Below are 25,066 nucleotides of genomic sequence, written 5' to 3'. Positions count from 1 at the left end.
CGTCACAGCCCCCGGCATGCTCAGGCCGTCAACCAAAAGGAGCACAATCATGACGCAACATCTCGCAATCGCCGAAACCTACCTCGCTGTCTGGAACGAGGAGAACGATGAACGCCGCCAGCGCCTCGTCAGCCAAGGCTGGGCTGAAATGGCGTGCTATACAGATCCTTTGATGCAGGGTGAGGGGCAGCAGGGGATTGCCGCGATGATCGAGGCGGCGCGGCAGAAATTTCCGGGATATCGCTTTGTGCTCACAGGCACCCCGGACGGCCACGGCAACTTCACCCGTTTTTCATGGCGTCTCATTTCGCCTGACGGAGAAGATGTCGCCGGCGGAACCGATGTCGTCAGCCTAAATGCCGAGGGGCAGATTGAAAATGTCGTCGGTTTTCTCGATGGCGCCGCATCCTGAAGCAGAGGCGGATCGTCCCGCCTTCTGTCCCGGTAATGCTGTCAGCCGGCGAAACCGACGCCGGCCTGACGCTGGCCGAGCGCATTGAACACGGTGGAAACGATGCCGGCGCGGTCGAGGCCGGCATTGGCATACATGGTCTCGGGCTTGGCCTGCTCCACCCAATGGTCGGGCAGCGTCAGGGTCCGAACCTTCGGGCCGTGGTCGAGCAAGCCTGCGCTTGCCATGAAATGCAGCACATGTGCACCGAAACCGCCGACAGAGCCTTCCTCGATTGTCACCATAACCTCATGATGAGCGGCAAGCTGGCGGATGAGGTCGAGGTCGAGCGGCTTGGCGAAGCGCGCATCGGCAACCGTGGTCGAAAGTCCGGCGGCATCGAGGTCTTCGGCAGCCGCCAGGCATTCGGCAAGGCGTGTGCCGAAGGAAAGGAGTGCGACCTTTGTGCCCTCCTTGATGATGCGGCCCTTGCCGATCTGCAAAATCTCACCGCGCGCGGGCATCTCAACGCCCACGCCTTCGCCGCGCGGATAACGGAAGGAAATCGGGCCTTCATCATAGGCTGCGGCTGTGCGAACCATATGTTTCAGCTCGGCCTCGTCGGACGCCGCCATAACCACCATGCCGGGCAGGGTGGCAAGGAATGTGGTGTCAAAAGAGCCGGCGTGGGTCGGTCCGTCTGCGCCGACGAAACCGGCGCGGTCGATGGGGAAGCGCACGGGCAAGCTCTGGATCGCCACATCATGCACCAACTGGTCGTAACCACGTTGCAGGAAGGTGGAATAAAGCGCGCAGAACGGCTTGTAGCCATCCGCCGCAAGCCCCGCCGCGAAGGTGACGGCGTGCTGCTCGGCAATGCCGACATCGAAGGTGCGGGCCGGGAAAAGCTCGGCCATCTTGTCCAGCCCGGTACCATTAGGCATGGCGGCGGTGACGCCGATGATCTTGTCGTCGAGGGTCGCTTCCTGGATAAGCGCTTCGGCAAACACGCTGGTATAGCTCGGCGCATTCGGCTTGGCTTTCGCCTGCGCGCCGGTAATGACATCGAACTTGTTGACGCCGTGATATTTGTCCGCTGCCGCTTCCGCCGGCGCATAACCCTTGCCCTTCTGCGTCACCACATGGATGAGAACAGGGCCTTTCTGGTTGTCGCGCACATTGCGCAGCACAGGCAGCAGGTGATCGAAGGAATGACCGTCGATCGGGCCAATGTGATAGAAGCCAAGCTCCTCGAACAGCGTGCCGCCGGTCACGTAACCGCGCGCATGGGTCACGGCGCGGGTAATGGCGCGATCGATGGTCTTGCCGAGATAGGCGGTGAGTTTCTTGCCGAAATCGCGAAAGCCCATATAGGTGCGGCCGGAGGCCAGCCGCGCGAGATAAGCGCTCATCGCGCCCGTCGGCGGCGCAATCGACATGTCGTTGTCGTTGAGGATGACGATCAGCCGCGCGTCGAGCGCACCGGCATTGTTGAGCGCCTCAAACGCCATGCCCGCAGACATGGAGCCATCACCGATAACGGCGATAACCTTGCGGTCGCTCTGATCCAGTCCCGCAGCCACCGCCATGCCGAGACCGGCGGAAATGGAGGTGGAGGAATGGCCGGCGCCGAAATCGTCATATTCGCTCTCGGCCCGACGCGTGAAACCGGAAAGCCCGCCTTCCTGGCGCAGCGTGCGGATGCGCTCGCGACGGCCGGTCAGGATCTTGTGCGGATAACATTGGTGGCCGACATCGAAGATCAACCGGTCTTCAGGCGTGTTGAACACCTTGTGGATGGCAATTGTCAGCTCCACCACGCCCAGACCGGCACCCAGATGCCCGCCGGTGCTCGACACCGCGTCGATCATCTCGTCGCGCAACTCCCTTGCCAGTTCCGGCAGGTCGCGATCGTCGATCTCCTTGAGATCGGATGGAAAATTCACCCGGTCAAGCAATGGGGTCTGTGGCATTCCGGTCAATCGTTCGGCCTTTTCTCGTGTCAGCGGTGGGCACCAGTGCGTCTTTCATATGGAAAGCCGGCAGTTGAGCCCTGCATGTCGTTCACTTCTATAGAATTTCAACCCTCCGGCAAAGGGACAAACTCTTCTTCGTCGCCGGGAACGATATCGAAGCGTCCGGTTCTCCACTCCTGTTTGGCCTGCTCTATGCGTTCTTTTGATGACGAAACGAAGTTCCACCAGATGTAACGGCGCTGGTTGAGTGCCGCACCGCCGAAGATCATGATGTGACAGCCGCCGCTGCCGCTCTGCAATGTGATGTCGTCGCCGGGCCGGAAGACGAGCAACTGGTCGGCGGCAAAAACGTCACCCGCGACATCCAGAGAGCCGGAAAGAATGTAGATCGCCCGTTCCTCATGGTCGGCGGAGAACGGGAATTTCACACCCGGTTCCAGCGTCAGGTCAACGTAAAGCGTGTCAGTAAAAGCCGAAACGGGGGAAGTGAGGCCTTCGAAATCACCGATGACGACCCGACCGGATGCGCCCTTGATATCGATCAGAGGCATGTCTTCCCGGGCGGTATGGGAAAAGGCCGGAGCGATTTCCTCCATATGATCAGGGAGGGCAAGCCAGGTCTGCAGGCCGGACATGGAAAGCGGATGGCCGCGCAGGTTTTCCGGCGTGCGCTCCGAATGCACGATTCCGCGCCCCGCCGTCATCAGGTTGATGTCGCCGGGCCGGATGACCAGTTCGGTGCCGAGGCTGTCGCGATGCTTGATTTCGCCGTCAAACAGATAGGTAACGGTGGAAAGCCCGATATGCGGATGCGGCTTGACATCCAGCGCCTCGCCCGCCTTCAGGATGGCCGGACCCATGCGGTCGAAAAAGATGAACGGGCCGACCAGCCGCAGCTGCCGCGTCGGCAGCGCCCGCCGCACGGCGAAGCCGCCAATATCGCTGGTGCGCGGAATGATGAGGTTTTCGATGGCGTCGCAGGCGAAAGCATCACCCGCGACAGGATCGTTGCCGGGAAAGAAGGACATCCGAAGCTCCTCGTATCGTTACACGCAAGCTTACCACGAACGATACGACGTGGGAGCGCCGTAATGTTGAACGCTGTGTCGCCCCCGTTCAACAGGACGTGTTTATTCCCCGTCCAGCGGCTCCACGCCCTGTGGTTTTCCGGCGCGGTCGAGACGGATTTTCTCGATACGCTTTTCGGCGGCGTTCAACAGCGTCTCGCAATGTTTTTTCAGGGCTTCGCCGCGCTCGTAGATGGCGATCGACTCGTCCAGCGCCACGTCTCCGCGCTCCAGGCGTGCAACAATGCTTTCCAGCTCGGCGACGGCCTTTTCGAAGGAATAACCGCTGACATCGGCTGTGTTGGCATTTTCCGTCATTTTCAACCCTTCATCATTCTCAAAATATGCATGGCCGCCGATTCCGCCAGCCCTTCCAGATCATAACCGCCTTCAAGCAGGCTGACGACCCGGTTCGAGGCGTATTTGTCCGCCATTTCCAGCAACCGCCCTGTCGCCCAGTCGAAATCCTCGCCCACCAGATTGATCTGCGCAAGCGGATCGCGATGATGCGCGTCGAAACCGGCGGAGATGATGATGAGATCGGGCGAAAAATCGGCAATCGCTGGCAGGACGCGGGATTTGAACGCCTCGCGAAAATACTCGCTGCCGGTATTGGGGGAAAGTGGCGCGTTGACGACATTGTTCTTCACGCCGGTTTCGTTTTTATCGCCGCTCCACGGGTAAAGCGGCATCTGGTGGGTGGAACAGAACAGCACTGACGTGTCGTTCCAGAAGATATCCTGCGTACCGTTGCCGTGATGCACGTCCCAGTCGATGATGGCGACGCGCTCTGCGCCGTGCACCTTCTGGGCGTGACGGGCGGCGATTGCTGCATTGTTGAAGAGACAGAACCCCATGGCCTTTGCGGTTTCCGCATGGTGGCCGGGCGGGCGGGACGCAACGAAGACGTTGTCGGCGGCACCCGTAAACACGTCATCTACCGCCACCATCGCAGCGCCTATGCCGGTCAGCGCCGCCTGCAGGCTTTTCGGCGAGACATAGGTGTCGGCCTCTACGCGGTTGATCTCGCCATCTTCCTCGGGAATCTGGCGCATGACGGACAGCAGATGCTCCTCCGGATGCGCCAGAAGCACGGCATCCTCGTTGGCCTGCGGTGCTTGCTTGCGGACCAGTCGCTCGAAATTCGGATGTTCGAGCGCAATGTTCAGAGATCGCAGCCGATCCGGCCGCTCGGGATGGCCTTCCGGCGTGATGTGTTCAAGGAAGATCGGATGTTCGTAAAGACGGGTCGCCATTCTCTAATCCTCCCGAAATAAGCTGATCAAGCGCGCTGCGGCAAAAGCGGATAGCCGACCATCACGGCGCGGCCGGCAAGGGCGGCAAGCACGGCCTTCAACGCATCACCGGGAATGAAGGCGAGCGAACCCATGAACGCCTTTTCAAACCCGAGCCCGACCACCAGCGCCAGATAGGAGATGCCGAAGGCATAAAGCACGACCACGCCGCCGGCGAGGCTTGCGATGAAGAAACCGATACCCTGCGTCAGAGCCGACTGGCCGCGATTGACGAGTTTTTCCGAGAGCGTGCCGGTGACGAAAGCGGCAGCAATCCAGCCGATCAGGAAGCCCGTGGTCGGCGTGGTGAAGATGGAAAGGCCGCCGCGTCCGCCTGAGAGGACTGGCAGGCCGATGGCGGCGATGAGGATGGTCAGAAGAACCGCGAGCGTGCCGCGTTTCGCCCCCAGCACGACACCGGCCAGCATGACGCCAAGTGACTGCGCGGTGATGGGCACCGGAATGAAACCAAGCGTGATCGGCGGCAAAAGTCCGAGTGCGATGATGATGGCGGAAAACAGCGAGATCAGCACAAGGTCGCGGGTCGTCATGGCTCGGGAACTCCGGATGGTTGTTTTGCCGTCAGCTTTGGCCTCTGAAACCGCGCGCGTCAATGGCGTCGGCAATGGCATCCGCATCCTTCAACGTCATAATGACGAGCGGCACGATGATCGTGGCCAGCCGAACGGGGAGGCCGCGCGCGCGGTGCGCATCGCGCACGGCATGGTAACGGTTGACGATCTCCGGCACGAACCGCACGACGAGCCCGACCGCGAGCCCGATATCGGCCGCCTTGACCAGCCCCAGCCTTTCCAGCGGGGCGGCGGCAAGCGCGATTTCGTCCATGAATTGCGAAATGCTGACGGTGATGGTGACGGCGGTGGCGAGAAGCGCCAGTGCAGTCAGCCGCAAAAGATTGACACTCGCATCGTGTACCGGAAGCAGCAGATGGCTGAAGGCGGCAACGAGGAGAATGGTCAGCATCACCGGGCGTAGCCGCAGGCCGATCTCGCGGAATTGCAGCCGCGTCTCGCGCAGAATGGCGGCGGCGACAACGACGGCGCATCCCAGCAAAAGCAGATCGCGGGTGAGAAACAGCGCAATGCTGAAAACCATCAGCGTCACGAGCTTGAGGCGTGGAGAGACGCGGTAGAGCCAGCCCGTGCCTTCGACATGAAGCGACTTCATCGCGACGCAACCTCCAGATAACGTGCCACCGCCTCTTCGGGGTTGGCGTCTGCAACCAGCTCGCCTTCGTGAAAAACCAGTACGCGATCGAAGCCGGAAAGCAGCGGCAGATCATGGGTGATGACGACAAGCGCCTGCGACAGCGCAGCCATTGTCTTTTCAACGGTCGCGCGGTTTTTGAGGTCGAGCTGATTGGTCGGTTCATCGAGAATGAGGATTTGCGGTTCAGTGACGAGCAGGGCGGCCAGTGCCGCCAGCTGCAATTCGCCGCCGGAAAGCTCGTGCGCGCGCCGTTCTTCCAGATGAGCGATACCGAGCCGGGCAAGCACGGCCTTGACCCGCGTTTCTGTCTCCAACTTGCCGATACCGAGTCGCTTGAGGCCGAAGGCGACATCGTCGCGTATGATCGGCAGGATGATCTGGTTCTGCGGATTCTGGAAGATGAAACCGACTGCCTGCAATACCGCTCTCGCATCTTTGACGGTGTCGAGACCGTTCACCGACACCTTGCCGTGCGTCGGCTTTGTCAGACCATTGATCAGCCGCGCAAAGGTGGTCTTGCCCGAGCCGTTGAGGCCGATGACGCCGATACGCCGTTCAGTCAATGTCAGGGACACGGGCTGTAAAGCCTGCCTGCCCTCGAAGGCGACGCCTGCGGTGTCGAAACGGATTTCCAAGATTGATGCATCCCTCTATCGCTTTCCGGTTCTATATCGTGTCATCAACAGAAGTGAAACAAAGAACAAAAAAAGAACATTGCAATCCTGAAAAAGCCGTCATACCTTCTGCTTTATGACGATCAAGGTTTCAAACGAAGCGGCAAGGCGGATTTTTCTGGCGCGGCAGGGGCTTTGCTCTCCGCCCGGAAAGGCGCTTTCCAAGGATGGCCTGCTGCGGCTCATTACCGATATCGGTTTCGTGCAGGTGGACAGTATCGGCACGGTGGAGCGCGCCCATCACCAGATAATATTCTCCCGAAACCAGACCTACAGGCGCGAACATCTGACAGCACTGCTGGAAAAGGACCGCGCGCTGTTCGAGCACTGGACGCATGATGCCTCCATCGTGCCGACCGAATTTTACCCCTATTGGAAGCACCGCTTCCGCCGCCGCGAGCCGATCATTCAGGAGCGCTGGCGCAAATGGCATGGTGACGGGTTCGATGCGGCTTTCGCCGAGACGCTGGAGCGCATCGCCGCCACGGGTCCTGTTCTGGCGCGTGAGTTGAAGGAGGAGGGGCATCAGTCCGGCGGCTGGTGGAACTGGCATCCTTCCAAGACCGCACTCGAATATCTGTGGCACACCGGCAAGCTTGCCATATCCGGCCGCGTGAATTTCCAGAAGGTCTATGATCTGGCGGAGCGGGTCATTCCCGGCGAGCACCACGAAAGCGAAGTGGAGCATACGCAATTCGTCGACTGGGCCTGCCGGCAGGCGCTCACCCGGCTGGGTTTTGCCACCCATGGCGAAATCGCCGCCTTTTTTGATCTCGTTACCCCGCAGGAGGCGAGGGATTGGGTCAAGAGCCACCGTGACGAACTGTGCGAGGTCTCGCTTCTCGCAAGCGATGGCGGTGCTGCCCGCCCGTCCTATGCATTTGCCGATTTCAGCGCCGATGTCGCCAACCTGCCGGAACCGTCGTCCCGCGTCCGTGTGCTGAGCCCCTTCGATCCGCTGTTGCGCGACCGCAACCGCACGGAGCGGCTGTTTGGCTTCTATTACCGTATCGAGGTCTTCGTACCCGAGCCGAAACGGCAATATGGCTATTACGTCTTCCCGCTTCTGGAAGGCGACCGGCTGATCGGCCGTATCGACATGAAGGCAGACCGCAAGCGCGGCACGCTGGATGTGCGCCGCCTGTGGCTGGAACCGGGCGTGCGCGCTTCAGCGGGAAGGCTCGAGAAACTAGACGCGGAATTGTCGCGGCTTGCGAAGTTTACGGGAGTGGAGAGTGTAAATTATCTGGAGGGGTGGCGGGAAGTGTAATTGCGCCTTGAGCCGGCGACTGTTTCTTCCTTCATGCTCGGGCCCATCCCGAGCATCTGCAACGGAAAATGTATAGGATGCGTCTGCAGATCCTCGGCACAAGACAGAGGATGACGCCGGACGGGAGGAGAGGACGCCAAATCGAAGCGCCCTCGCGACGTCCCTAAATCACCCGATATCCGTTGCCGAAATCTTGATCCCGAAGCCTTCCAGCCCGACATAGTGGCGCTCGCGGGTCGTCATCAGCTTGATCGAGCTGATGCCGAGGTCTTTGAGAATCTGCGCGCCGAGGCCGATTTCCAGCCACTCATTTTCGCGGGAGCGGGCCTGTGCGTGCGCTTCGTCGGGATCACGCGCCTTGCGCCGTCCGTCCACCTGGCCGACGCCGACAGAACCTTCGCGTAGATAGACGATGACGCCGCGGCCTTCTTCGGCGATCTTCTGCATATAGTGCTGCACCGGCTGGCGGTCGCCGAACACGTCGTCAGCAACGTTTTCAGGGTGCAGGCGGACGGGAATATCGACGCCATCGCGGATATCGCCGAAAATCACCGCCATATGCTGCATCCGGTCCCATGGCAGGGAATAGGTATGCGCCTTGGCCGGTCCGAAAGGGGTTTGGATGGTGAAGGAGGATTCCATCTCCACCAGCGTTTCCTTGCGCTGGCGATAGGCGATCAGATCGGCGACCGAAACATGCTTCATGCCGTGTTTTTCGGCGAAATCCAGGACCTGCGGCCCGCGCATCACGGTGCCATCGTCATTGACCAGCTCGCTGATGACGCCGATGGGCGGCAGGCCGGCGAGCCGGCAGAGATCGACGGCCGCTTCGGTATGGCCGGAACGCATCAGCACGCCGCCTTCGCGGGAAATCAGCGGGAAAATGTGGCCTGGCCGGGTGAAATCCGACGCGCCGACATTCGGGTTGGCGAGGTTGCGCACCGTCAAGGTGCGGTCATCCGCGGAAATACCGGTCGTCGTGCCATGCTTGAAATCGACGCTGACGGTGAAGGCGGTCGTGTGGGCGCTGTCGTTTTCCGCCACCATGGCGTTGAGGTTCAGCCTCTTTGCCTCATCACGCGGCATGGGCGCGCAAACGATGCCGGATGTGTGGCGCACGATCAGCGCCATTTTTTCCGGCGTGCAATGAACCGCCGAAATAATCAGATCGCCTTCGTTTTCACGGTCGTCGTCGTCGGTCACGACAACGATCTCGCCTGCTTCGAAAGCGCGGATAGCGTCGACGACACGTTTCTGATCATAGGCCATTTCGGATTTACCTCACTTCAACCGGCCGGTCTGGCCACGATCTCTCAAATAATGGTCGGCAACGGTGCAGGCCACCATCGCCTCGCCGATCGGCACGGCGCGGATGCCGACGCAGGGGTCGTGGCGGCCCTTGGTGCGCACATCCACATTGCGGCCGTCGGTGTCGATGGACTGGCGCTCCGTCAGGATGGAGGAGGTGGGCTTGATGGCGAAGCGGGCGACGACGGGCTCGCCAGTCGCGATGCCCCCCAGAATGCCGCCGGCATGGTTCGACAGGAAAATCGGTTTGCCGTCATTGCCCATGCGCATCTCGTCGGCATTCTCCTCGCCGGAAAGCTCGGCCGAGGCAAATCCCTCGCCAATCTCCACGCCCTTGACGGCGTTGATCGACATCAGGCTGGAGGCAATATCCTGATCGAGCTTGGCGTAGATCGGCGCGCCGATGCCGGCCGGAACACCTTCCGCCACGACTTCGACGACCGCGCCGATCGACGATCCCGCCTTGCGGATGCCGTCAAGATATTCTTCCCATACCGGCACCATCGCCGGATCGGGGCAGAAGAACGGGTTCTGATCGACCTGGTCCCAATCCCAATTGTCACGGTTGATCTTGTGTTTGCCGATCTGCACCAGCGCACCGCGCACGTTGAGGCTCGGTACCACCTTGCGGGCGATTGCGCCTGCGGCAACACGCGCCGCCGTCTCGCGGGCGGAAGAGCGTCCGCCGCCGCGATAGTCGCGAATGCCGTATTTCAGATCATAGGTGAAGTCGGCATGGCCGGGGCGGAAGCTGCGGGCAATCTCGCCGTAATCCTTGGAACGCTGGTCGGTATTTTCGATCAGCATGGAGATCGGCGTGCCGGTGGTTATCATCGTCTCGCCGTCCTCATCCAGCATCACGCCGGACAGGACTTTGACGATGTCATCTTCACGGCGCTGGGTAACGAAGCGGCTTTGGCCGGGCTTGCGCTTGTCCATCCAGTGCTGCACCTCGGCAAGCGTGAAGCGAATACCGGGCGGGCAGCCGTCCACCACGCAGCCCAAAGCGGGCCCATGGCTTTCGCCCCAGGTGGTAACGCGAAAAAGATGACCGAAGCTGTTATGCGACATATTTCTCTAGACCGGAAAACGAGGGCGCGCCTGCGGACAGGGGCCGTTTAAAACAAGCGGATTTGTCATAGTAGAAAATCGGACCAAGGCAAAAGCCTTTCTTTCATCGCAAGTCCGATAAGACGGCGACGCACCGTTCACGACGCCGAGCAGCCCGGAAAACGACAGGCGTGACGATGGCTGACGGCTGGCCGGATGAATGATTCGGCGGAAACGGCGCAGAGTTTTCCAGGTGACAAAAGTGTAAAGGTGCTGGTGTTTTCCACGCTGTTTCGCGGTTTTCCAATATTGCCGGGAAATGCGGTGTAAAAATCACTAACGACTTGAACGTGATCCAAAATCCGTTCATCAATTGGGCCGAAAATGTCATGGTTGCGGGCAATTTCCGCCACATTCGAAAGGCAATTCTTCATGCATGTAAGGTTTTCACGCAAATTCACGAAAGCTAGATCGATGCGTATGATGATTGCCGCCCTTCTGGCCACCGCCAACTTGCTTATGCCTATCAACAGCTACGCCCAGAGCGTCGATGTCGAGGGAACGATCAGCAAGATCGACGTGAATGCGCTGACCATTACCTTGAACGACGGCAAGAATTACCGTGTGCCGGAAGAGTTCAATTTCGAAGGCCTGAAGGCAGGCGTGAAGGTCGTTGTTTTCTACACGGAAGTGGACGGAAAACGGGTGGTCGATGATCTCGAGGTCGTGCAGTAAACTGCGGTTTAGGCTCTGCCTGTTGTCGAGGCTGACCTCTCTAATCCCGGTCGGGAAGCTCCAGAATTTCCATTATGCCGGACTTGATCCGACATCCACCCGACGAGCCTGCGTGGCGGGATTGGTTTTTCAGCCCAAAGATTTGGGCTGGCCGGGTTCCGGCTCGAGGCCGGAATGACAGAAGAGGATCGGTACCCTCACGAAATCCACTCAGCACTGTTCCTGTCGATCTCGACCTTCAAAATCCGGTCCTGCGGGATCTGCGTCGTAGAGGCTTCATCCTTGTCCATGCCGGAAACCAGGCGGAAGATCGAGCGGATCACGCCGCCGTGGCAGACACATACCGTCGGCACCTCGACTGAGGAAAGCCATGCGCCAATACGCCAGGACAGGATTTCATAGCTTTCGGCATGCTGACCTGGGGGAATGAAGTCCCACTTGTTGGCCTTGCGCGCCTTCACCCGGTCGGGAAATTCTTTTTTCAGTTCCGGCAGTGTCTGGCCTTCCCAGTCGCCGAAGGAAACTTCGACGAGGCGGTCATCGGTGCGGTATGCGTGGGGATCGAGCCCCATCGCTCCGCGCATCAGCTCCATGGTCTCGCGCGTGCGCCCGAGCGGGCTTGCCACGTAATCGAAATCACGCGCGGAGTCGCCGAGAATTTGCGCAAGAACCTTGCCGTTGCCGACCGCTTGCGCGCGGCCGAAATCATTGAGCGGAATGTCTTTCTGGCCCTGAAGCCGGCGTATCGCATTCCAGTCCGTTTGTCCGTGCCGGATCACATAGACGAGCAAGGCGATACCCCTGTTTCAAAGTTCGGTCGGCTCAGTCCTTGACCACCGAGATATCCGGCGCGTCAACAGCCTTCATGCCGATGGTGTGATAACCGGAATCCACGTGGTGGATTTCGCCGGTGACAGCCGTCGAAAGGTCGGACAGCAGGTAAAGCGCCGACTTGCCGACTTCTTCGATGGAAACGGTGCGCTTCAGCGGCGCGTTGTATTCGTTCCATTTCAGAATGTAACGGAAATCGCCGATACCGGAAGCCGCAAGCGTCTTGATCGGGCCAGCGGAAACCGCGTTGACGCGGATGCCGCGACTGCCGAGGTCTACCGCGAGATAACGCACGCTTGCCTCGAGTGCAGCCTTGGCCACGCCCATGACGTTGTAGTTCGGCATGACCTTCTCGGCACCGTAATAGGTGAGCGTGATGATCGAACCACCATCATTCATGATCGGCTCTGCCCGCTTGGCAACGGCGGCCAGCGAGAAGACGGAAATGTCCATGGTGCGGTTGAAGTTATCGCGGCTGGTGTCGAGATAACGGCCGGTCAGCTCGTCCTTGTCCGAAAAGGCGATGGCGTGCACGACGAAATCGATCTTGCCCCAATGCTTTTCCAGCCCGGCAAAAACCGCATCGATCGTCTCGAGGTCGGTCACGTCACAGTGGCCGGCCATGAAGGCGCCCAGTTCCTGCGCCAGCGGTTCAACACGCTTCTTCAGCGCGTCGCCCTGCCAGGTGAGCGCGATTTCCGCGCCCGCGTCCGCGCAAGCCTTGGCAATGCCCCAAGCGATTGAACGATTATTGGCGACACCCAAGATGATGCCGCGTTTGCCAGCCATAAGGCCGGATGCCTGAGCCATTGTATGCTCCCTGATACTTTCGATTGATTCTGCCTATGGCATAGGCTGCAATCCTGTTCAAGATTGCCGAGGATCATCTACTGTTAGGGAACGTAACAAAGGGTGCGTTGTCCCGCCTATTCGCAAAACTTTTACAAATAAAGGCCTTCGCGCATGTGGCGCATGAGGTCAGTCACCTTCTCGTCCGGCTTTTCGAGCAGGATGATGCGCAATTCGATGACGAGATCGCCATATCCACCCTTGCCGTCCGCAAGCCCCTTTTCGGCAAGCCGCAGCTCGCGGTCGGAGCCGGACCAGGCAGGAATGGTGACGGTTTCCTCGCCAAGCGGCGTCCGGATACTCGTCTCGCAACCCAGAACCGCGTCACTGAGAGAGATTGGCAGCGTCGTATGAATATCGAAGCCGCGAAGGGAAAAGGCGTCGTCGCGTGCCGCCAGCAACGTGACGGCCAGATCGCCACGCGCAATGTTCGGCAGCTTCAGCCCCTGGCCCTTTAGCCGCACCACATGACCGTCCGTCATGCCGGGTTCAAGCTGGAAGCGTACCTCGCGTTCGTCGGCAAGGGATACGGTGATCCATTTGCGCTCCAGAAGTTCGGTGACCGTAACGGTGGCTTCCGCCGTGATGTCAGGTGCCTTTTCCGGCGGCGTCTGCGGGGGGCGGAAGCGACGCACGAGAGCGCTGAAGAGGTTGGCGGCGAGCGAAGCGGCTGCGGTTTCGCTTGCAGACGTCTGCGTGGTCTCGCCAGCACCGGGCGCTTCGCCCTTAACGCCCGTGGCTGCGGCTTTCGCCGCTTCGGCTGCCTGCTGCACCTTGGGGTCGTTCTGCGCGTCTGCGCCGAAAATCCGCTCGACGATATCTTCGGCCGTTTCGGGTTTTGCATCGGCTTTCTGGCCGGTTTGCGCCCTGTTGCGGGCATCCGCACGGGCCAGTTCCTCCATCAGCTTCTCAGCGGCCCTGGCGCGCTCGGCGGCCTCGCGTGCCGCCTCCCGCTGCTGCATGATTGTTTCGCCGCGCCGCTTCTTCTCGGCCGCCTTGCGAGCCTGGTCGTAAAGATCGCGCTTTTTGGGGTCTTTCAGAAGATCGTAGGCCTGCCCGACCTCGGCGAATCGCGCCGACGCGTCAGGGTCATCGCGATTGGCGTCCGGATGGACGGTTTTTGCCTTAGTGCGCCAGGCAGCCTTGATGTCTTCGTGACGGGCGTCACGTTTTAAGCCGAGGATAGAATACGGATCGCGCATGCGAAACACCAGTTACGTTGGCTCAGGCACGTGCAGCCGCTCATGGCGCAATCCTGAAACAAACCCCTCCGAAAAGGGATGCCTGCGATCATTCGCATGCATGCCCTCGGTTCAAACAACGTCGACTGTGGCAATAAGTTGCTAAGCAGTTGTTTACGGGGAATGCGCGCTGCCATGCGGCCGGATTAATTCCGCGCGCCAGGGTAAACAGTTTATTTCTGTTCGAAGCGGGTGAGTAACCATTCGCCGGTTTCCGACAGGCAGGCCTGTCCGGCATAACTCGCCACACCTTCGAAAGAGTGGCGCGTCGTCTTGAAATCGCGGCAGACGAAACCGCTGGACTTGTCTTCGTGAATGGTTGTGACGACACCGGCGCTGCCGGTTGCGGCATTGGCCCAGGGCAGGGGCTGTTCCGCGAGTTTGGTGAGATCCGCCGATGTGACCGCATTGCGGATGGTCGCGTCGTCGGTCTGCGGGTTATTATTGGGCTGGTTGGGAACGGAGGCGGTGGAAAGCGAGCGATCGACCTTGTCGCCGCCGAACAGGTCAAGGCTGACGCATCCGCTCAGCACCACAAGCATTGACACGATGGCGGAAACTTCCGCTATCGATGAAAGGAGGCCCTTTGTTCGACTGTTCGACTTTGCTATGACGGTCACCATCTTTCGCCAGAGATCATCTCTGGGGTCCAAATCAGCTCGGGAGCATTTTAGTCAATATGTCGGAAACGGGGTTAACATCCAGTGACTTCACTGAAGAAAATGAACCGTTCACGCTTTTTGCCGAATGGCTGAAGGACGCGACGGCCTCCGAAATCAACGATCCGAACGCGGTAGCACTCGCAACCGTCGATGAAAACGGCCTGCCGAATGTGCGCATGGTGCTGCTGAAGGACGTCGACGATCGCGGCTTCGTTTTCTATACGAATTTCGAAAGCCAGAAGGGGCGCGAGATCCTGGGCCAGAAAAAAGCGGCCATGTGTTTCCACTGGAAAAGCCTGCGCCGGCAGGTGCGTCTGCGCGGCGAGGTGGAGATCGTTACCGACGCGGAAGCGGATAGCTATTACGCCTCGCGTCCGCGCGGAAGCCGCATCGGCGCCTGGGCGTCGAAGCAGTCGCGGCCGCTGGAAGGCCGGTTTGCGCTGGAAAAGGCGGTTGCCGAATACACCGCGAAATATGCTATCGGCGATATTCCGCGCCCCTCCTACTGGTCCGGTTTCCGCATTCGCCCGGTCAGCATCGAGTTCTGGCACGACCGCAAGTTCCGCCTGCACGACCGTGTCGAATTCCGCCGCGAGACGCCGGATGAACCGTGGTCCAAGGTCCGCATGTATCCTTGAAAGCTGCAGGGGGCAGGCCGTCCTTGCCTGCCTATTTCAGCAGCGAATCAAATAGCGGCAGGCCGATGACGGCGGAAATGGCGATCAGGCCGTAGCAGATGCGCCTGAACGCCGCCTCGTCGGCAAGCCCGTGCAGCCGCGCACCGGCATAAAGACCCGCCCCGTAAAACGGCAGGGCCAGCAGGAAAAAAACAAAGACGTCAGCGGTGAACAGGCCACCAAAAAAATAGCTGGTGGCGGATATCACGGTCGAAATCGCGAAATAGAGAATGACATTGGCGCGCACGAAAGCGCCCTTGAGGGCGCCGCCAAGCCAATAGGCGACGATGGGTGGACCGCCCAGTTGCGCCGCACCTGAAAACAGCCCGGCAACAAGCCCGGTGAACAGGGTGAGCGGCGTTTTCGGCCGGCCGCTGTAACGCCAGCCGGAAACGAGAAATAACAGCAGCACGACAACCACGATGGAAATGATCCAGCGCAGGGTGAGCGGATCCCCGCCGGAAAGCAGCAGCGTTCCAAGCGGGACACCGACAAGCGCACCGGCTGCCATGGTGAAGACTTCACGCCGGTCGGCCATGCGCCAGGCCGGCGGTATCATGCCGAGCGTCAAAACGCCGTCCACCACAAGAAGAACCACCGAGGCGATGCGCGGGCCGACAATGGCGCTTGCCAGCGGAATGAAGATGAGGGCCGCACCAAAGCCGGAAAAGCCGCGGGCAAGTCCGGCGAGAAAGGCGGCGCCCGCAAACATGGCGAGCAGCGTCGGACTATGCGCGGTGATGAGAGCCGGGAAAAAATCGAGGAGAGGCATGGGTGACTGCATGGGTTTCGAATACCTCTTTATCCCGCATGCAGGCACCTGTCGCGGAAATTTCAGCTGATTATCGCACGATATGCTTTCGAATCGACGCCGCCGGAGAATCGTGATCAGACTTGTATCTCACGAACAAAGGATGAACAAATGCTTGCTGTCTTGATGCGCCAGTTTGAAGCTGCCTCACAGAAATACGCTGAGGAAAATGGGATCGTCCGCGATCCCGACTGGTATATGCTGAAGCTTCAGGAGGAGGTTGGTGAGGTCACGCAGGCCTGGAACCGACTGACTGGGCGTGGGCGCAGCAAAGGCAGAAGCGAAGAGGAGATGAAACTCGGTCTTGCCGACGAAACCGCCGATCTCTTGGGTCACGTGTTGCTGCTCGCCCATTATAACGGTCTCGACATCGAAGCATCGATAGAGCGCAAGTGGCGTTTTACACCGTCGGTTTGACAGTTTGCGGGGAGGGACGCGACCCTAGCGCTGCGCTCTGCCGCTGCCGCGATTATGAGAGCGAAACGATAGAGAGCAGAGCTGCGAGAATGGCGGCCACCGGTGTCATGACCTGCCGCAGGGTAATCTGAAATGCGCAAAGAGCGAGCAATATCAGCGCCGCTCCGTTTATGGATGTGCCGACAATTGAATTCGAGCAGGATCGTCCTGTCAGCCTATATGTGAGGCTCCATAAAGACCAATGGCTAAAGGCATGCGACGCGCCTTCATGCCTCTGATAACGGCGCCTGTTGCAGAAGACCGGCAACCGCATGAAGGTCGGTTGAAACGGCGATGCATTTTTCCCGCATTTCCTCGGTCGGCGGCGCGACATCCGGCACCATGATCGTCATCATGCCCGCCGAGGAGGCGGAGCGCACGCCGTGCCAGGAATCCTCCAGCGCCAGGCAACGGCCCGGATCGATGCCGAGACGTTTTGCGGCAGTAAGATATGGCATGGGCGACGGCTTCGGCTCCGAATAGTCGCCGCGGGCGACGATGGTATCGAAACGTTTGAGCAGGTCATAGGGGCCGAGATGACGCGTGACGGAATCGTGCCGCGAGGAGGTGGCGATGGCGCGGCGTATATCGAGCCTGTCGAGAAGATCGAGGATTTCGACGACGCCGGGTTTCAGCGCCACGCCTTCCGCCATCATCACGGCAAGATGCCGGAGCCAGGCGTCACGGAAGCTGTCGATCGGAAAATCCGCGCCATAATCGGCGAAAATGGTGCCGGTAATGACATCCCACGGGCTGCCGCAGACCTTCTGATAGGTCTCTACCCGCATTCCGTGGCCGCCCTCATCTGACGCGGCCAGAAAGGAATCGCGATAAAGCGTCTCGCTTTCGATCAGCAATCCGTCCATGTCGAAAACGACAGCATGCGGGAGAAAAGGCAGCATGGCGGCTCAACCGAACCGGAAGGGGCGTTCACCGAGGCTTTCGAACGGGCGGAGCAGGTAACCGTCCGGATCGGCGACGATGAATTGCCGGTTGCCGACCTCGACTGTGCCGCGCCTGTACCATTTTTCCTCTGACGGCAGGACAAGATCGATCGAGGCCCGCTCAAGCCGCGCTAGGATGGGCAGCAGGGAAGGAACGGCAAGTTGCAGATTCATGCCGCGGCCCAGCGGAAATTCAAGCGCTGCATTTTCCGCCACGAAGGTCCGGGTCGCACCGATCTGGTCGATCATCAGTTGCGCATCACCCAGCGCCAGATAGGCAAAGCCCTCTTCGGCGCGCTCATAAACCACATGAAAACCGATCAGGTCGCAATAAAAAGCGCGGCTTTTCTGCCAGTCGCTGACGGCTAGTTCCGGGACGAGGGCATTTCGTATGATGGTCATGGTCTCCTTTGCCGCGCAGGCCCGGCGATGGGAGGCGTGGCCTGCGGTGATGGGGCGATATTATCGTCTTCCGGGTGACTTGCCAGAGGAATCCTCATCATGGCAGCCATGTGCGGAGTTGTGGGCTGAAGCAGGTTCAACTTTTCGCCCTGCCACAGCTTTTCTCACCTCATGCCGGACACGATCTGGCACTTAGTCAGCCCAAGTCCTTGGGCTGAAACGGCTCATCTCACCAAGCGGACGCGGGTAGGCTCGATTCCGGCTCGAGGCCGGAACTACGCCTTCGTGCCGCCGACGGTGATCTGGTCCATGCGCAGATGCGGCTGGCCGACGCCAACCGGCACCCATTGCCCGGCCTTGCCGCAATTGCCGATGCCGGTGTCCAGTTTCGAATCGTTGCCGATCATCGAGACGCGCTTCATTGCGTCCGGCCCGTTGCCGATCAGCATTGCACCCTTCACCGGCGCGCCGATCTTGCCGTTCTCGATGAGATAAGCCTCGGTGCAGCCGAACACGAACTTGCCTGATGTGATATCCACCTGACCGCCACCGAAGGAAACGGCATAGATGCCCTTCTTGACGGAGGAGATGATCTCCTCGGGCGTCTTGTCTCCTGACAGCATATAGGTGTTGGTCATGCGCGGCATCGGCACATAGGCATAACCCTGACGGCGGCCATTGCCTGTCGCCTTTGCACCCATCAGCCGGGCGTTCTGGCGGTCCTGCATGTATCCCACCAGCCTGCCGTTCTCGATCAGCACATTATAGGCCGACGGTGTTCCCTCGTCGTCGACGGTGAGCGAACCACGGCGGCTGTCGATGGTGCCGTCATCCACCACAGTCACACCCGGGGCTGCCACCATCTCGCCCATCAGGCCGGCAAAGGCCGAGGTTTTCTTGCGGTTGAAATCGCCTTCGAGGCCATGGCCCACAGCCTCATGCAGCATGACGCCGGGCCAGCCGGAGCCGAGAACCACATCCATGGTGCCAGCCGGCGCATCGACGGCGGTCAGGTTGACGAGCGCCTGGCGCAGCGCCTCGTCGGCACCGCGCTGCCAGTTCTCCGTGGTGATGAAATCGCCAAAGCCGACGCGGCCGCCAATGCCGTAGGAGCCGCTTTCCTGCCGGTCGCCTTCACCTGCGACCACGGAAATATTGATACGGGTCATGGGCCTGACATCGCTGACGCGATGGCCATCGGCGCGCAGAATATCCACCACCTGCCAGCTTGCGGAAATCGTCGCCGTCACCTGTCGGACATTCGCGTCTTTGTCGCGCAAATAGGCATCGATATCGGTGAGAAGCTTCACCTTCTCCTCGAAGCTCGGGCTGCCGATCGGGTTTTCGTCGCCGTAGAGCTTTTTGTTAGTGCGTTGTGGGGCTGCGGCATAGGAACCGGAATAACCTCTGGTCACGGCGCCGACAGCATCCGACGCCCGCTTCAGCGCAGCCTGCGACAGCTCGCCCGCATGGGCGTAGCCAACGGTCTCGCCGGCAACGGCGCGCAGGCCAAAACCCTGGTCGGTATTGAAGGAGCCGCCCTTCAGGCGGCCGTTATCGAAGGTCAGCGATTCGGCCTGCGCATGTTCGATGAACAACTCGCCATCGTCTGCGCCGGTGAGTGCTTCCGCGACCAGCTTGCGCAACTGCGTCTCGTCGCAATCGAAGAGATTTACAAGGTCGTTGGTCATGGGAGGCTCCAAACTGAATAGTGTCTGGCAAGCATGTAGGATTGTGGGGCGTCGGTGGCAAGCCAAAGCGTGATTTGGCTCAAGTCAGCTTGAATATGAGGTGCACGAAAAAAGCCATGGCCACATAGACAGGGACGCTATGGAGAAGAACCAGCAACGTCAGACGTCCCCAGTGCTCAGGCGGATTCGGCACGACGCGTTCCCAGTGGAACTGCGACAGAATATTCCCAGTGACAATCATAATCAGCATTTGCGGCTGCGCGTTTCCTACCATGAAATCGGGCAAGAGGCCACTTTCATGAGCAAAGCTCACCGCAAAAGCAAATAGTAGAAGTACCAGAAAAACGCCGCAAAACTGACGGAGGGTTACCGGTTTTCTATATTTCATGATATCCGAAAATAGTTAAAACAATACTTTCATGGTAGAGTTTTAGTCTCTCGGATTCAACCTTATTGTTTAAGGAAGCGCGTCGTAGCCTTCGGCAAAGCCGGTGAGTTCGATCGGAATACCGACACGATCCTGATCGACGGATTCACGCAGCGCGAAAACCGCGTTCTTGCCGGCGCGCAGAACCTTCAGCAGCTCGTCGTCAATATCGACCTCGACATAGCAGCCTTCGGAGAAGCAGCGGGTGAAATAGGCGCGGCCAATATTGTTGTTGTCGATATAAAGCTCCATGCCGTCCTTCAGAAGCACGCCAAGCGGTGCGAGGATACGCAGGATGCGCGACTTGCGGTCCGCGGTTTTCAGGACCACCACCGAAAGCCCCACTTCCGGGCGGTCGTCGGCAATCACGTTCTGCATCAGGGCGCATTGATCTTCGGATGCGCCTGCCGGCTTGTCGCAGATCACCGACCATGCTCCATGCGTCGACTTCGGCGTTCCGGGCGGCTGCTGTTGCGCCAGCGCCGCTGCGGCGGGAGCGATGATGGCAAGACCGGCGGCGGCAAGAAAAGTGCGCGCGAGCGGGGAAAGACGCATGGATACCTCTGGGATTCGAATCAGTGCGGCTATTTTGACGCCATAATCCGGAAAAAAAAGCCTTGGTACCTCAATTCCAGCCGAGTTGGGCGGAAATAGGACCTGTTGCCAGGTGCAGGCGCCTGATTTGACCGTGCGGCAGCCTGTGCCTGGTGGCTCAAGCCTGCTGCAAAAGCGCTGCCAGCAGGGGCTGCGCCGGATTTTGACCATTGCCAAGCGCATCTGAAATATCTTGCGGGATACGGGACATGGGAAACTCGGCTGCGACGAACAATGGTGAAATTGGCTGACATCCGTGTCCTTACGCATATTGCGGCAAAGGACAAACTGTGGTTTGAAGTTAGTACCATAAGCATGGATTCTGCGTCTGTAATTGATCAAGATCAGACGCGTGAGGGAGAGGGTACCGTGACGAATAGGATTTACGCAGCATTGGCGGGGATGACCTGTCTGCTCACGGCTGTCGGCGCCCACGCCGATCAGCCGGTGCATTGGCAAATGGGCATGCAGGAGGCCGCCACGCCGATCATGCACGAAATACGCTGGTTTGAACAATATACGCTCTGGTTCATTGTTCCGGTTACGCTTTTCGTTCTTGCGCTGCTCATTATCGTCGCCTTGAAATTCCGTGCAGCGAAAAATCCGGTGCCGTCCAAGACCAGCCACAACACCGCGATCGAAGTGGTGTGGACGCTTGCGCCGGTTCTCATTCTCCTGTTCCTCGCTTTCCCGTCGTTCAATCTTCTGAACGCGCAGCTGACGCAGCCGGAAAACCCTGATCTGACGCTGAAGGCGACTGCGACGCAATGGCTCTGGAACTACGAATACAAGGCTGCCGAGGGCGCCGAGCCGCTCGCCTTCGACAGCTATCTGCTGAAGGAGCAGGATCGTGCAGCTGCAGGCAAGGAGGACAAGGCCCGCTACCCGCGTCTTCTCGCGGTAGACAATGAAATGGTCGTTCCGGTCGGCAAGACCGTTCGCCTTCTGGTGACGGCGGCGCCTACGGATGTCATCCACGCCTTCGCCATGCCCGCTTTCGGTGTTAAGATCGACGCCGTTCCGGGCCGCCTCAACGAAACTTGGTTCAAGCCGGAGAAGGAAGGCCTTTATTACGGCCAGTGTTCCGAGCTTTGTGGCAAGGACCACGCCTTCATGCCGATCGCCATTCGGGTGGTTTCCGAACAGCAGTACAATGCCTGGCACGCCGCCGCCGCTTCAGATCTGAACGGCGCGAACCGGGCACTGATGGCCTCCGTCGATGGCGCTCCGCGCACGGTCGACGTTGCCGCCAACGAAACCAACTGAGACCTGGAGTGACGACAATGGCTGGACCTTCCGCACACGACGATCATCACTCGCATGGTCAATCCGCTCATGATGGGCACGCGCATGATGATCATTCGCATGATCATTCCCACAAGCCGGGCTTTTTCGCCCGCTGGTTCCTGTCGACCAACCATAAGGACATCGGCACGCTCTACCTGATCTTCGCCATCATGGCGGGCATCATCGGTGGTGGGCTTTCGGTTGTCATGCGTATGGAGCTGCAGGAGCCGGGCATCCAGATCTTCCACGGTCTGGCCTCCATGGTTTACGGCTTCGAGGGCGATGCTGCCATCGACGGCGGCAAGCACATGTTCAACGTGTTCACGACAGCGCACGCGCTCATCATGATCTTCTTCATGGTCATGCCGGCGATGATCGGCGGCTTTGCCAACTGGATGATCCCGATCATGATCGGCGCTCCTGACATGGCTTTCCCGCGCCTCAACAATATTTCCTTCTGGCTGATCGTTCCGGCGTTCATCCTGCTGCTCCTGTCGCTTTTCGTCGAAGGTCCGGCGGGCGGTTACGGCGTGGGTGGCGGCTGGACCATGTATCCGCCGCTTTCGACCAACGGCATGCCGGGACCGGCAGTGGATCTTGCGATCTTCTCGCTGCACGTTGCCGGCGCGTCGTCGATCCTTGGCGCCATCAACTTCATCACCACCATCCTCAACATGCGCGCTCCGGGCATGACGCTGCACAAGATGCCGCTTTTTGCCTGGTCGGTTCTGGTCACCGCATTCCTGCTGCTGCTTTCCCTGCCGGTTCTGGCTGGTGGCATCACCATGCTTCTGACCGACCGTAACTTCGGCACGGCATTCTTCTCGCCGGAAGGCGGCGGTGATCCGATCCTCTACCAGCACCTGTTCTGGTTCTTCGGCCACCCGGAAGTGTACATCCTGATCCTGCCCGGCTTCGGCATCATCAGCCACATCGTGTCCACCTTCTCCAAGAAGCCGGTCTTCGGCTATCTCGGCATGGCATACGCCATGGTCGCCATCGGCGCTGTCGGCTTCATCGTGTGGGCGCACCACATGTACACGGTCGGCCTTTCGCTGGAAGCGCAGCGTTATTTCGTCTTCGCAACCATGGTCATCGCGGTGCCGACGGGTATCAAGATCTTCTCGTGGATCGCGACGATGTGGGGCGGTTCGCTGACCTTCTCGACCCCGATGGTCTGGGCAATCGGCTTCATCTTCCTGTTCACGGTCGGCGGTGTTACCGGCGTCCAGCTCGCCAATGCCGGTCTCGACCGTTCGCTGCACGACACCTACTACGTCGTGGCGCACTTCCATTACGTTCTATCGCTCGGCGCGGTCTTCGCGATCTTCGCCGGCTGGTATTACTGGTTCCCGAAGATCACCGGCTACATGTACAACGAGTTCATCGGCAAGCTGCACTTCTGGGTGATGTTCGTTGGCGTGAACCTGATCTTCTTCCCGCAGCACTTCCTCGGCCTTGCCGGCATGCCGCGTCGTTACATCGATTATCCCGATGCCTATGCCGGCTGGAACCTGGTGTCTTCCTATGGTTCCTATATCTCGGCCGTTGCCGTGTTGATCTTCCTCTTCGGTGTTTGGGAAGCCTTCGCCAAGAAGCGGATCGCTGGCAACAATCCCTGGGGTGAAGGTGCGACGACGCTCGAATGGCAGCTGTCCTCTCCGCCGCCATACCACCAGTGGGAACAGCTTCCGCGCATTCGCTGAATGCCGGACCGGAGTGCGCGGGCAGGGCTTGCGAACTCCGGAAGCTGAAAAGAGGGGATGGTGTGGGCTTATCCGCGCCGTTTCCCTTGAGGCGGACGGAGTCTGCTGCTGCGTGAGGCATTTTGTCCAAGCGAAGCTTTTCGTGCGACATGATAAAAGCCAAGTGCTGCCACTATGAATGGGCAGACGCAGCAGGGCGACGGAACGGGCGTGGCGATATGCCAGGCGCATGGCATCGGGTCTTTTACCCCGGTGCTGCCCGTGCCGGAACGTTCGGACCAATGAATTGACGCACCGTGCACGCCGAAAACGACACTCTGTTTTCGGGCTGGTGCAAGGGATGCCGCGGCAAGCGGCATCTGAAGAAAAACAGGATACGAAATGACCGTCATCGACAATCGCGAAATGCTTGGCCTGGAAAGCTCCGAACTTTCGGAAGCCGGCGCGCGCGATTATTTCGAGTTGCTGAAACCGCGCGTCATGTCGCTCGTCGTCTTCACGGCGTTTGCGGGCCTCGTGCTGGCGCCGGGCCACATCAACCCGGTCCTCGGCCTCATCGCCATTCTCTGTATTGCCGTCGGTGCCGGCGCATCCGGCGCGCTCAACATGTGGTACGATGCAGATATCGACGCCGTGATGAGCCGCACCGCCAAGCGGCCGATCCCGTCCGGCCGCGTAGCACCTGGCGAGGCGCTGGCCTTCGGGCTGACGCTCTCGGCCTTTTCGGTGGTCATCCTCGGGCTTGCGGTCAACTGGTTCTCCGCCGGACTGCTCGCCTTCACCATTTTCTTCTACGCCGTCGTTTATACGATGTGGCTGAAACGCTCGACACCGCAGAACATCGTCATTGGTGGTGCTGCCGGCGCTTTCCCGCCCATGCTTGGCTGGGCCTGCGTCACCGGCGGCGTTTCGCTTGATAGCGTCATCCTCTTCCTCATCATCTTCTTGTGGACACCAGCCCATTTCTGGGCGCTGGCGCTGTTCAAGATGCGCGACTACGGCTCCGTCGGCATTCCGATGATGCCGAACGTGGCGGGCGAGCGCTCCACCAAGAACCAGATGATCGTTTACGCGGTGCTGACGGCTGCAGTTGCGGTCGCGCCGTATTTCACCGGTCTGGCGAGCCTCGGTTATGGCATTTTCGCCGCCGTGCTGAGCGCGATTTTTGTGTACTGTTCGCTCGATGTCCGGCGCATGCCTGACGGTGACGAGAAAATGCTGCCCGCCAAGAAGATGTTCGCCTATTCGGTGCTTTACCTCTTCGCCATCTTCTCCGGCCTTTTGGCCGATCATTTCGCTCCGGCCCTGAAAGCCGTGATTTCGGGAGTTTTTTGATGGAAACCGTGGAACTGAGCGCGGCGCAGAAAAAATCGAGGCGCGGGCGCAACGTCGCGCTCGGCGTCTTGCTCGCCGGTCTGGTGGTGCTGTTTTACGTCATCACCATCATCAAGATCGGCTCGCATTGACGGCCTGACAGTGAGGGCATGATCGG

Annotated in this window: 29 protein-coding genes; 9 read left to right on the top strand and 20 right to left on the bottom strand. The window is 59.7% G+C overall.

Annotation, left to right across the window (positions count from 1 at the left end):
• Positions 1-49 precede the first annotated feature (49 nt).
• A complete protein-coding gene (locus AC5SEO_RS06550) occupies positions 50-412 on the top strand; it encodes a nuclear transport factor 2 family protein (RefSeq protein WP_003511743.1) in 363 nt (120 codons plus the stop codon).
• Positions 413-453: 41 nt separating this feature from the next.
• On the opposite strand, the gene dxs is transcribed toward AC5SEO_RS06550, so the two are convergent.
• From dxs to AC5SEO_RS06515, 7 genes are all read right to left on the bottom strand, one after another.
• Positions 454-2,373 carry a 1-deoxy-D-xylulose-5-phosphate synthase gene (gene dxs / locus AC5SEO_RS06545; RefSeq protein ID WP_174068039.1) on the bottom strand — a complete coding sequence of 640 codons (1,920 nt, stop codon included), beginning with the start codon at positions 2,371-2,373 and terminating at the stop codon, positions 454-456.
• A 98-nt stretch (positions 2,374-2,471) separates the two neighbouring features.
• Entirely contained in the window at positions 2,472-3,395 is a 924-nt protein-coding gene (locus AC5SEO_RS06540; protein WP_174068040.1) for a pirin family protein, read from the bottom strand.
• A 102-nt stretch (positions 3,396-3,497) separates the two neighbouring features.
• The gene (locus tag AC5SEO_RS06535) at positions 3,498-3,752 is read right to left on the bottom strand and encodes an exodeoxyribonuclease VII small subunit (protein WP_003503059.1); all 255 of its coding nucleotides are present in this window, start codon (positions 3,750-3,752) and stop codon (positions 3,498-3,500) included.
• Positions 3,753-3,754: 2 nt separating this feature from the next.
• Entirely contained in the window at positions 3,755-4,690 is a 936-nt protein-coding gene (locus AC5SEO_RS06530; protein WP_003511750.1) for a histone deacetylase family protein, read from the bottom strand.
• 26 nt (positions 4,691-4,716) lie between these two features.
• Positions 4,717-5,280: a biotin transporter BioY gene (locus tag AC5SEO_RS06525; protein WP_035197936.1), complete on the bottom strand. Its 564-nt coding sequence runs from the start codon at positions 5,278-5,280 to the stop codon at positions 4,717-4,719.
• Positions 5,281-5,311: 31 nt separating this feature from the next.
• Entirely contained in the window at positions 5,312-5,917 is a 606-nt protein-coding gene (locus AC5SEO_RS06520; protein ID WP_003511754.1) for a CbiQ family ECF transporter T component, read from the bottom strand.
• Positions 5,914-6,594: an energy-coupling factor ABC transporter ATP-binding protein gene (locus AC5SEO_RS06515; protein ID WP_174068041.1), complete on the bottom strand. Its 681-nt coding sequence runs from the start codon at positions 6,592-6,594 to the stop codon at positions 5,914-5,916. Before AC5SEO_RS06515 ends, AC5SEO_RS06520 begins: the two co-directional genes overlap by 4 nt.
• 115 nt (positions 6,595-6,709) lie before the next feature.
• Here AC5SEO_RS06515 and AC5SEO_RS06510 point away from each other — a divergent pair, with 115 nt between their 5' ends.
• Positions 6,710-7,903, top strand: coding sequence for a winged helix-turn-helix domain-containing protein (locus AC5SEO_RS06510; protein ID WP_174068042.1), 1,194 nt, complete (start codon positions 6,710-6,712; stop codon positions 7,901-7,903).
• 168 nt (positions 7,904-8,071) lie between these two features.
• Here the strand turns inward: AC5SEO_RS06510 and ribB are convergent, their stop codons facing one another.
• From ribB to AC5SEO_RS06495, 3 genes are all read right to left on the bottom strand, one after another.
• Complete coding sequence (gene ribB / locus AC5SEO_RS06505) at positions 8,072-9,172, bottom strand: 3,4-dihydroxy-2-butanone-4-phosphate synthase (RefSeq protein WP_003511757.1); 1,101 nt, start codon at positions 9,170-9,172, stop codon at positions 8,072-8,074.
• A 12-nt stretch (positions 9,173-9,184) separates the two neighbouring features.
• The gene (gene aroC / locus AC5SEO_RS06500) at positions 9,185-10,282 is read right to left on the bottom strand and encodes a chorismate synthase (RefSeq protein WP_111789418.1); all 1,098 of its coding nucleotides are present in this window, start codon (positions 10,280-10,282) and stop codon (positions 9,185-9,187) included.
• 137 nt (positions 10,283-10,419) lie between these two features.
• On the bottom strand, positions 10,420-10,695 hold the full coding sequence (locus AC5SEO_RS06495; protein ID WP_174068043.1) for a hypothetical protein: 276 nt from the start codon (positions 10,693-10,695) through the stop codon (positions 10,420-10,422).
• 40 nt (positions 10,696-10,735) lie between these two features.
• Between AC5SEO_RS06495 and AC5SEO_RS06490 the strand changes: the two genes are divergently transcribed.
• Positions 10,736-10,996 carry a DUF1344 domain-containing protein gene (locus AC5SEO_RS06490; RefSeq protein WP_003511760.1) on the top strand — a complete coding sequence of 87 codons (261 nt, stop codon included), beginning with the start codon at positions 10,736-10,738 and terminating at the stop codon, positions 10,994-10,996.
• Between the two features lie 197 nt (positions 10,997-11,193).
• On the opposite strand, the gene AC5SEO_RS06485 is transcribed toward AC5SEO_RS06490, so the two are convergent.
• The 4 genes from AC5SEO_RS06485 to AC5SEO_RS06470 form a co-directional block, all read right to left on the bottom strand.
• Positions 11,194-11,787 carry a histidine phosphatase family protein gene (locus AC5SEO_RS06485; protein ID WP_003511761.1) on the bottom strand — a complete coding sequence of 198 codons (594 nt, stop codon included), beginning with the start codon at positions 11,785-11,787 and terminating at the stop codon, positions 11,194-11,196.
• A 31-nt stretch (positions 11,788-11,818) separates the two neighbouring features.
• Positions 11,819-12,637 carry an enoyl-ACP reductase FabI gene (gene fabI, locus AC5SEO_RS06480; RefSeq protein ID WP_003511762.1) on the bottom strand — a complete coding sequence of 273 codons (819 nt, stop codon included), beginning with the start codon at positions 12,635-12,637 and terminating at the stop codon, positions 11,819-11,821.
• Between the two features lie 131 nt (positions 12,638-12,768).
• On the bottom strand, positions 12,769-13,878 hold the full coding sequence (locus tag AC5SEO_RS06475; protein WP_174068044.1) for a DnaJ C-terminal domain-containing protein: 1,110 nt from the start codon (positions 13,876-13,878) through the stop codon (positions 12,769-12,771).
• Positions 13,879-14,090: 212 nt separating this feature from the next.
• The gene (locus tag AC5SEO_RS06470; protein WP_003511767.1) at positions 14,091-14,540 is read right to left on the bottom strand and encodes an RT0821/Lpp0805 family surface protein; all 450 of its coding nucleotides are present in this window, start codon (positions 14,538-14,540) and stop codon (positions 14,091-14,093) included.
• Positions 14,541-14,596: 56 nt separating this feature from the next.
• Between AC5SEO_RS06470 and pdxH the strand changes: the two genes are divergently transcribed.
• On the top strand, positions 14,597-15,217 hold the full coding sequence (pdxH, locus tag AC5SEO_RS06465; protein WP_003511768.1) for a pyridoxamine 5'-phosphate oxidase: 621 nt from the start codon (positions 14,597-14,599) through the stop codon (positions 15,215-15,217).
• Between the two features lie 31 nt (positions 15,218-15,248).
• On the opposite strand, the gene AC5SEO_RS06460 is transcribed toward pdxH, so the two are convergent.
• Positions 15,249-16,028, bottom strand: coding sequence for a TSUP family transporter (locus AC5SEO_RS06460; RefSeq protein WP_174068045.1), 780 nt, complete (start codon positions 16,026-16,028; stop codon positions 15,249-15,251).
• Between the two features lie 150 nt (positions 16,029-16,178).
• On the opposite strand from AC5SEO_RS06460, the gene AC5SEO_RS06455 reads away from it, so the two are divergent.
• Positions 16,179-16,484 (top strand): pyrophosphohydrolase domain-containing protein, encoded by a 306-nt coding sequence (locus AC5SEO_RS06455; protein WP_174068046.1) that lies wholly within the window; start codon positions 16,179-16,181, stop codon positions 16,482-16,484.
• 266 nt (positions 16,485-16,750) lie between these two features.
• Here the strand turns inward: AC5SEO_RS06455 and AC5SEO_RS06450 are convergent, their stop codons facing one another.
• The 5 genes from AC5SEO_RS06450 to AC5SEO_RS06430 all read right to left on the bottom strand — a co-directional run bounded on the left by AC5SEO_RS06450 (position 16,751) and on the right by AC5SEO_RS06430 (position 20,542).
• Positions 16,751-17,425, bottom strand: coding sequence for an HAD family hydrolase (locus tag AC5SEO_RS06450; protein WP_003511772.1), 675 nt, complete (start codon positions 17,423-17,425; stop codon positions 16,751-16,753).
• Between the two features lie 6 nt (positions 17,426-17,431).
• Positions 17,432-17,869 carry a bleomycin resistance protein gene (locus AC5SEO_RS06445; RefSeq protein ID WP_003511773.1) on the bottom strand — a complete coding sequence of 146 codons (438 nt, stop codon included), beginning with the start codon at positions 17,867-17,869 and terminating at the stop codon, positions 17,432-17,434.
• A gap of 275 nt (positions 17,870-18,144) precedes the next feature.
• Entirely contained in the window at positions 18,145-19,560 is a 1,416-nt protein-coding gene (tldD, locus tag AC5SEO_RS06440) for a metalloprotease TldD (protein WP_003511774.1), read from the bottom strand.
• 79 nt (positions 19,561-19,639) lie between these two features.
• Positions 19,640-19,948: a hypothetical protein gene (locus AC5SEO_RS06435; RefSeq protein WP_038490085.1), complete on the bottom strand. Its 309-nt coding sequence runs from the start codon at positions 19,946-19,948 to the stop codon at positions 19,640-19,642.
• A 69-nt stretch (positions 19,949-20,017) separates the two neighbouring features.
• Positions 20,018-20,542 (bottom strand): invasion associated locus B family protein, encoded by a 525-nt coding sequence (locus AC5SEO_RS06430; protein WP_003511775.1) that lies wholly within the window; start codon positions 20,540-20,542, stop codon positions 20,018-20,020.
• A gap of 441 nt (positions 20,543-20,983) precedes the next feature.
• Here AC5SEO_RS06430 and coxB point away from each other — a divergent pair, with 441 nt between their 5' ends.
• The 4 genes from coxB to AC5SEO_RS06410 all read left to right on the top strand — a co-directional run bounded on the left by coxB (position 20,984) and on the right by AC5SEO_RS06410 (position 25,040).
• Positions 20,984-21,847 (top strand): cytochrome c oxidase subunit II, encoded by an 864-nt coding sequence (gene coxB / locus AC5SEO_RS06425; protein ID WP_019564187.1) that lies wholly within the window; start codon positions 20,984-20,986, stop codon positions 21,845-21,847.
• A 17-nt stretch (positions 21,848-21,864) separates the two neighbouring features.
• Positions 21,865-23,574, top strand: coding sequence for a cytochrome c oxidase subunit I (gene ctaD, locus AC5SEO_RS06420; protein ID WP_003511781.1), 1,710 nt, complete (start codon positions 21,865-21,867; stop codon positions 23,572-23,574).
• 381 nt (positions 23,575-23,955) lie between these two features.
• Complete coding sequence (cyoE, locus tag AC5SEO_RS06415; protein WP_065688067.1) at positions 23,956-24,909, top strand: heme o synthase; 954 nt, start codon at positions 23,956-23,958, stop codon at positions 24,907-24,909.
• Positions 24,909-25,040, top strand: a complete 132-nt coding sequence (locus tag AC5SEO_RS06410; protein WP_013635615.1) for a cytochrome c oxidase system small membrane protein — start codon at positions 24,909-24,911, stop codon at positions 25,038-25,040. Before cyoE ends, AC5SEO_RS06410 begins: the two co-directional genes overlap by 1 nt.
• Positions 25,041-25,066 lie beyond the last annotated feature (26 nt).

This window comes from Agrobacterium sp. K11, assembly GCF_059429395.1.
The sequence above is the reverse complement of the archived record's forward strand: the minus strand, read 5'-3'. Positions and strand labels throughout refer to the sequence as shown.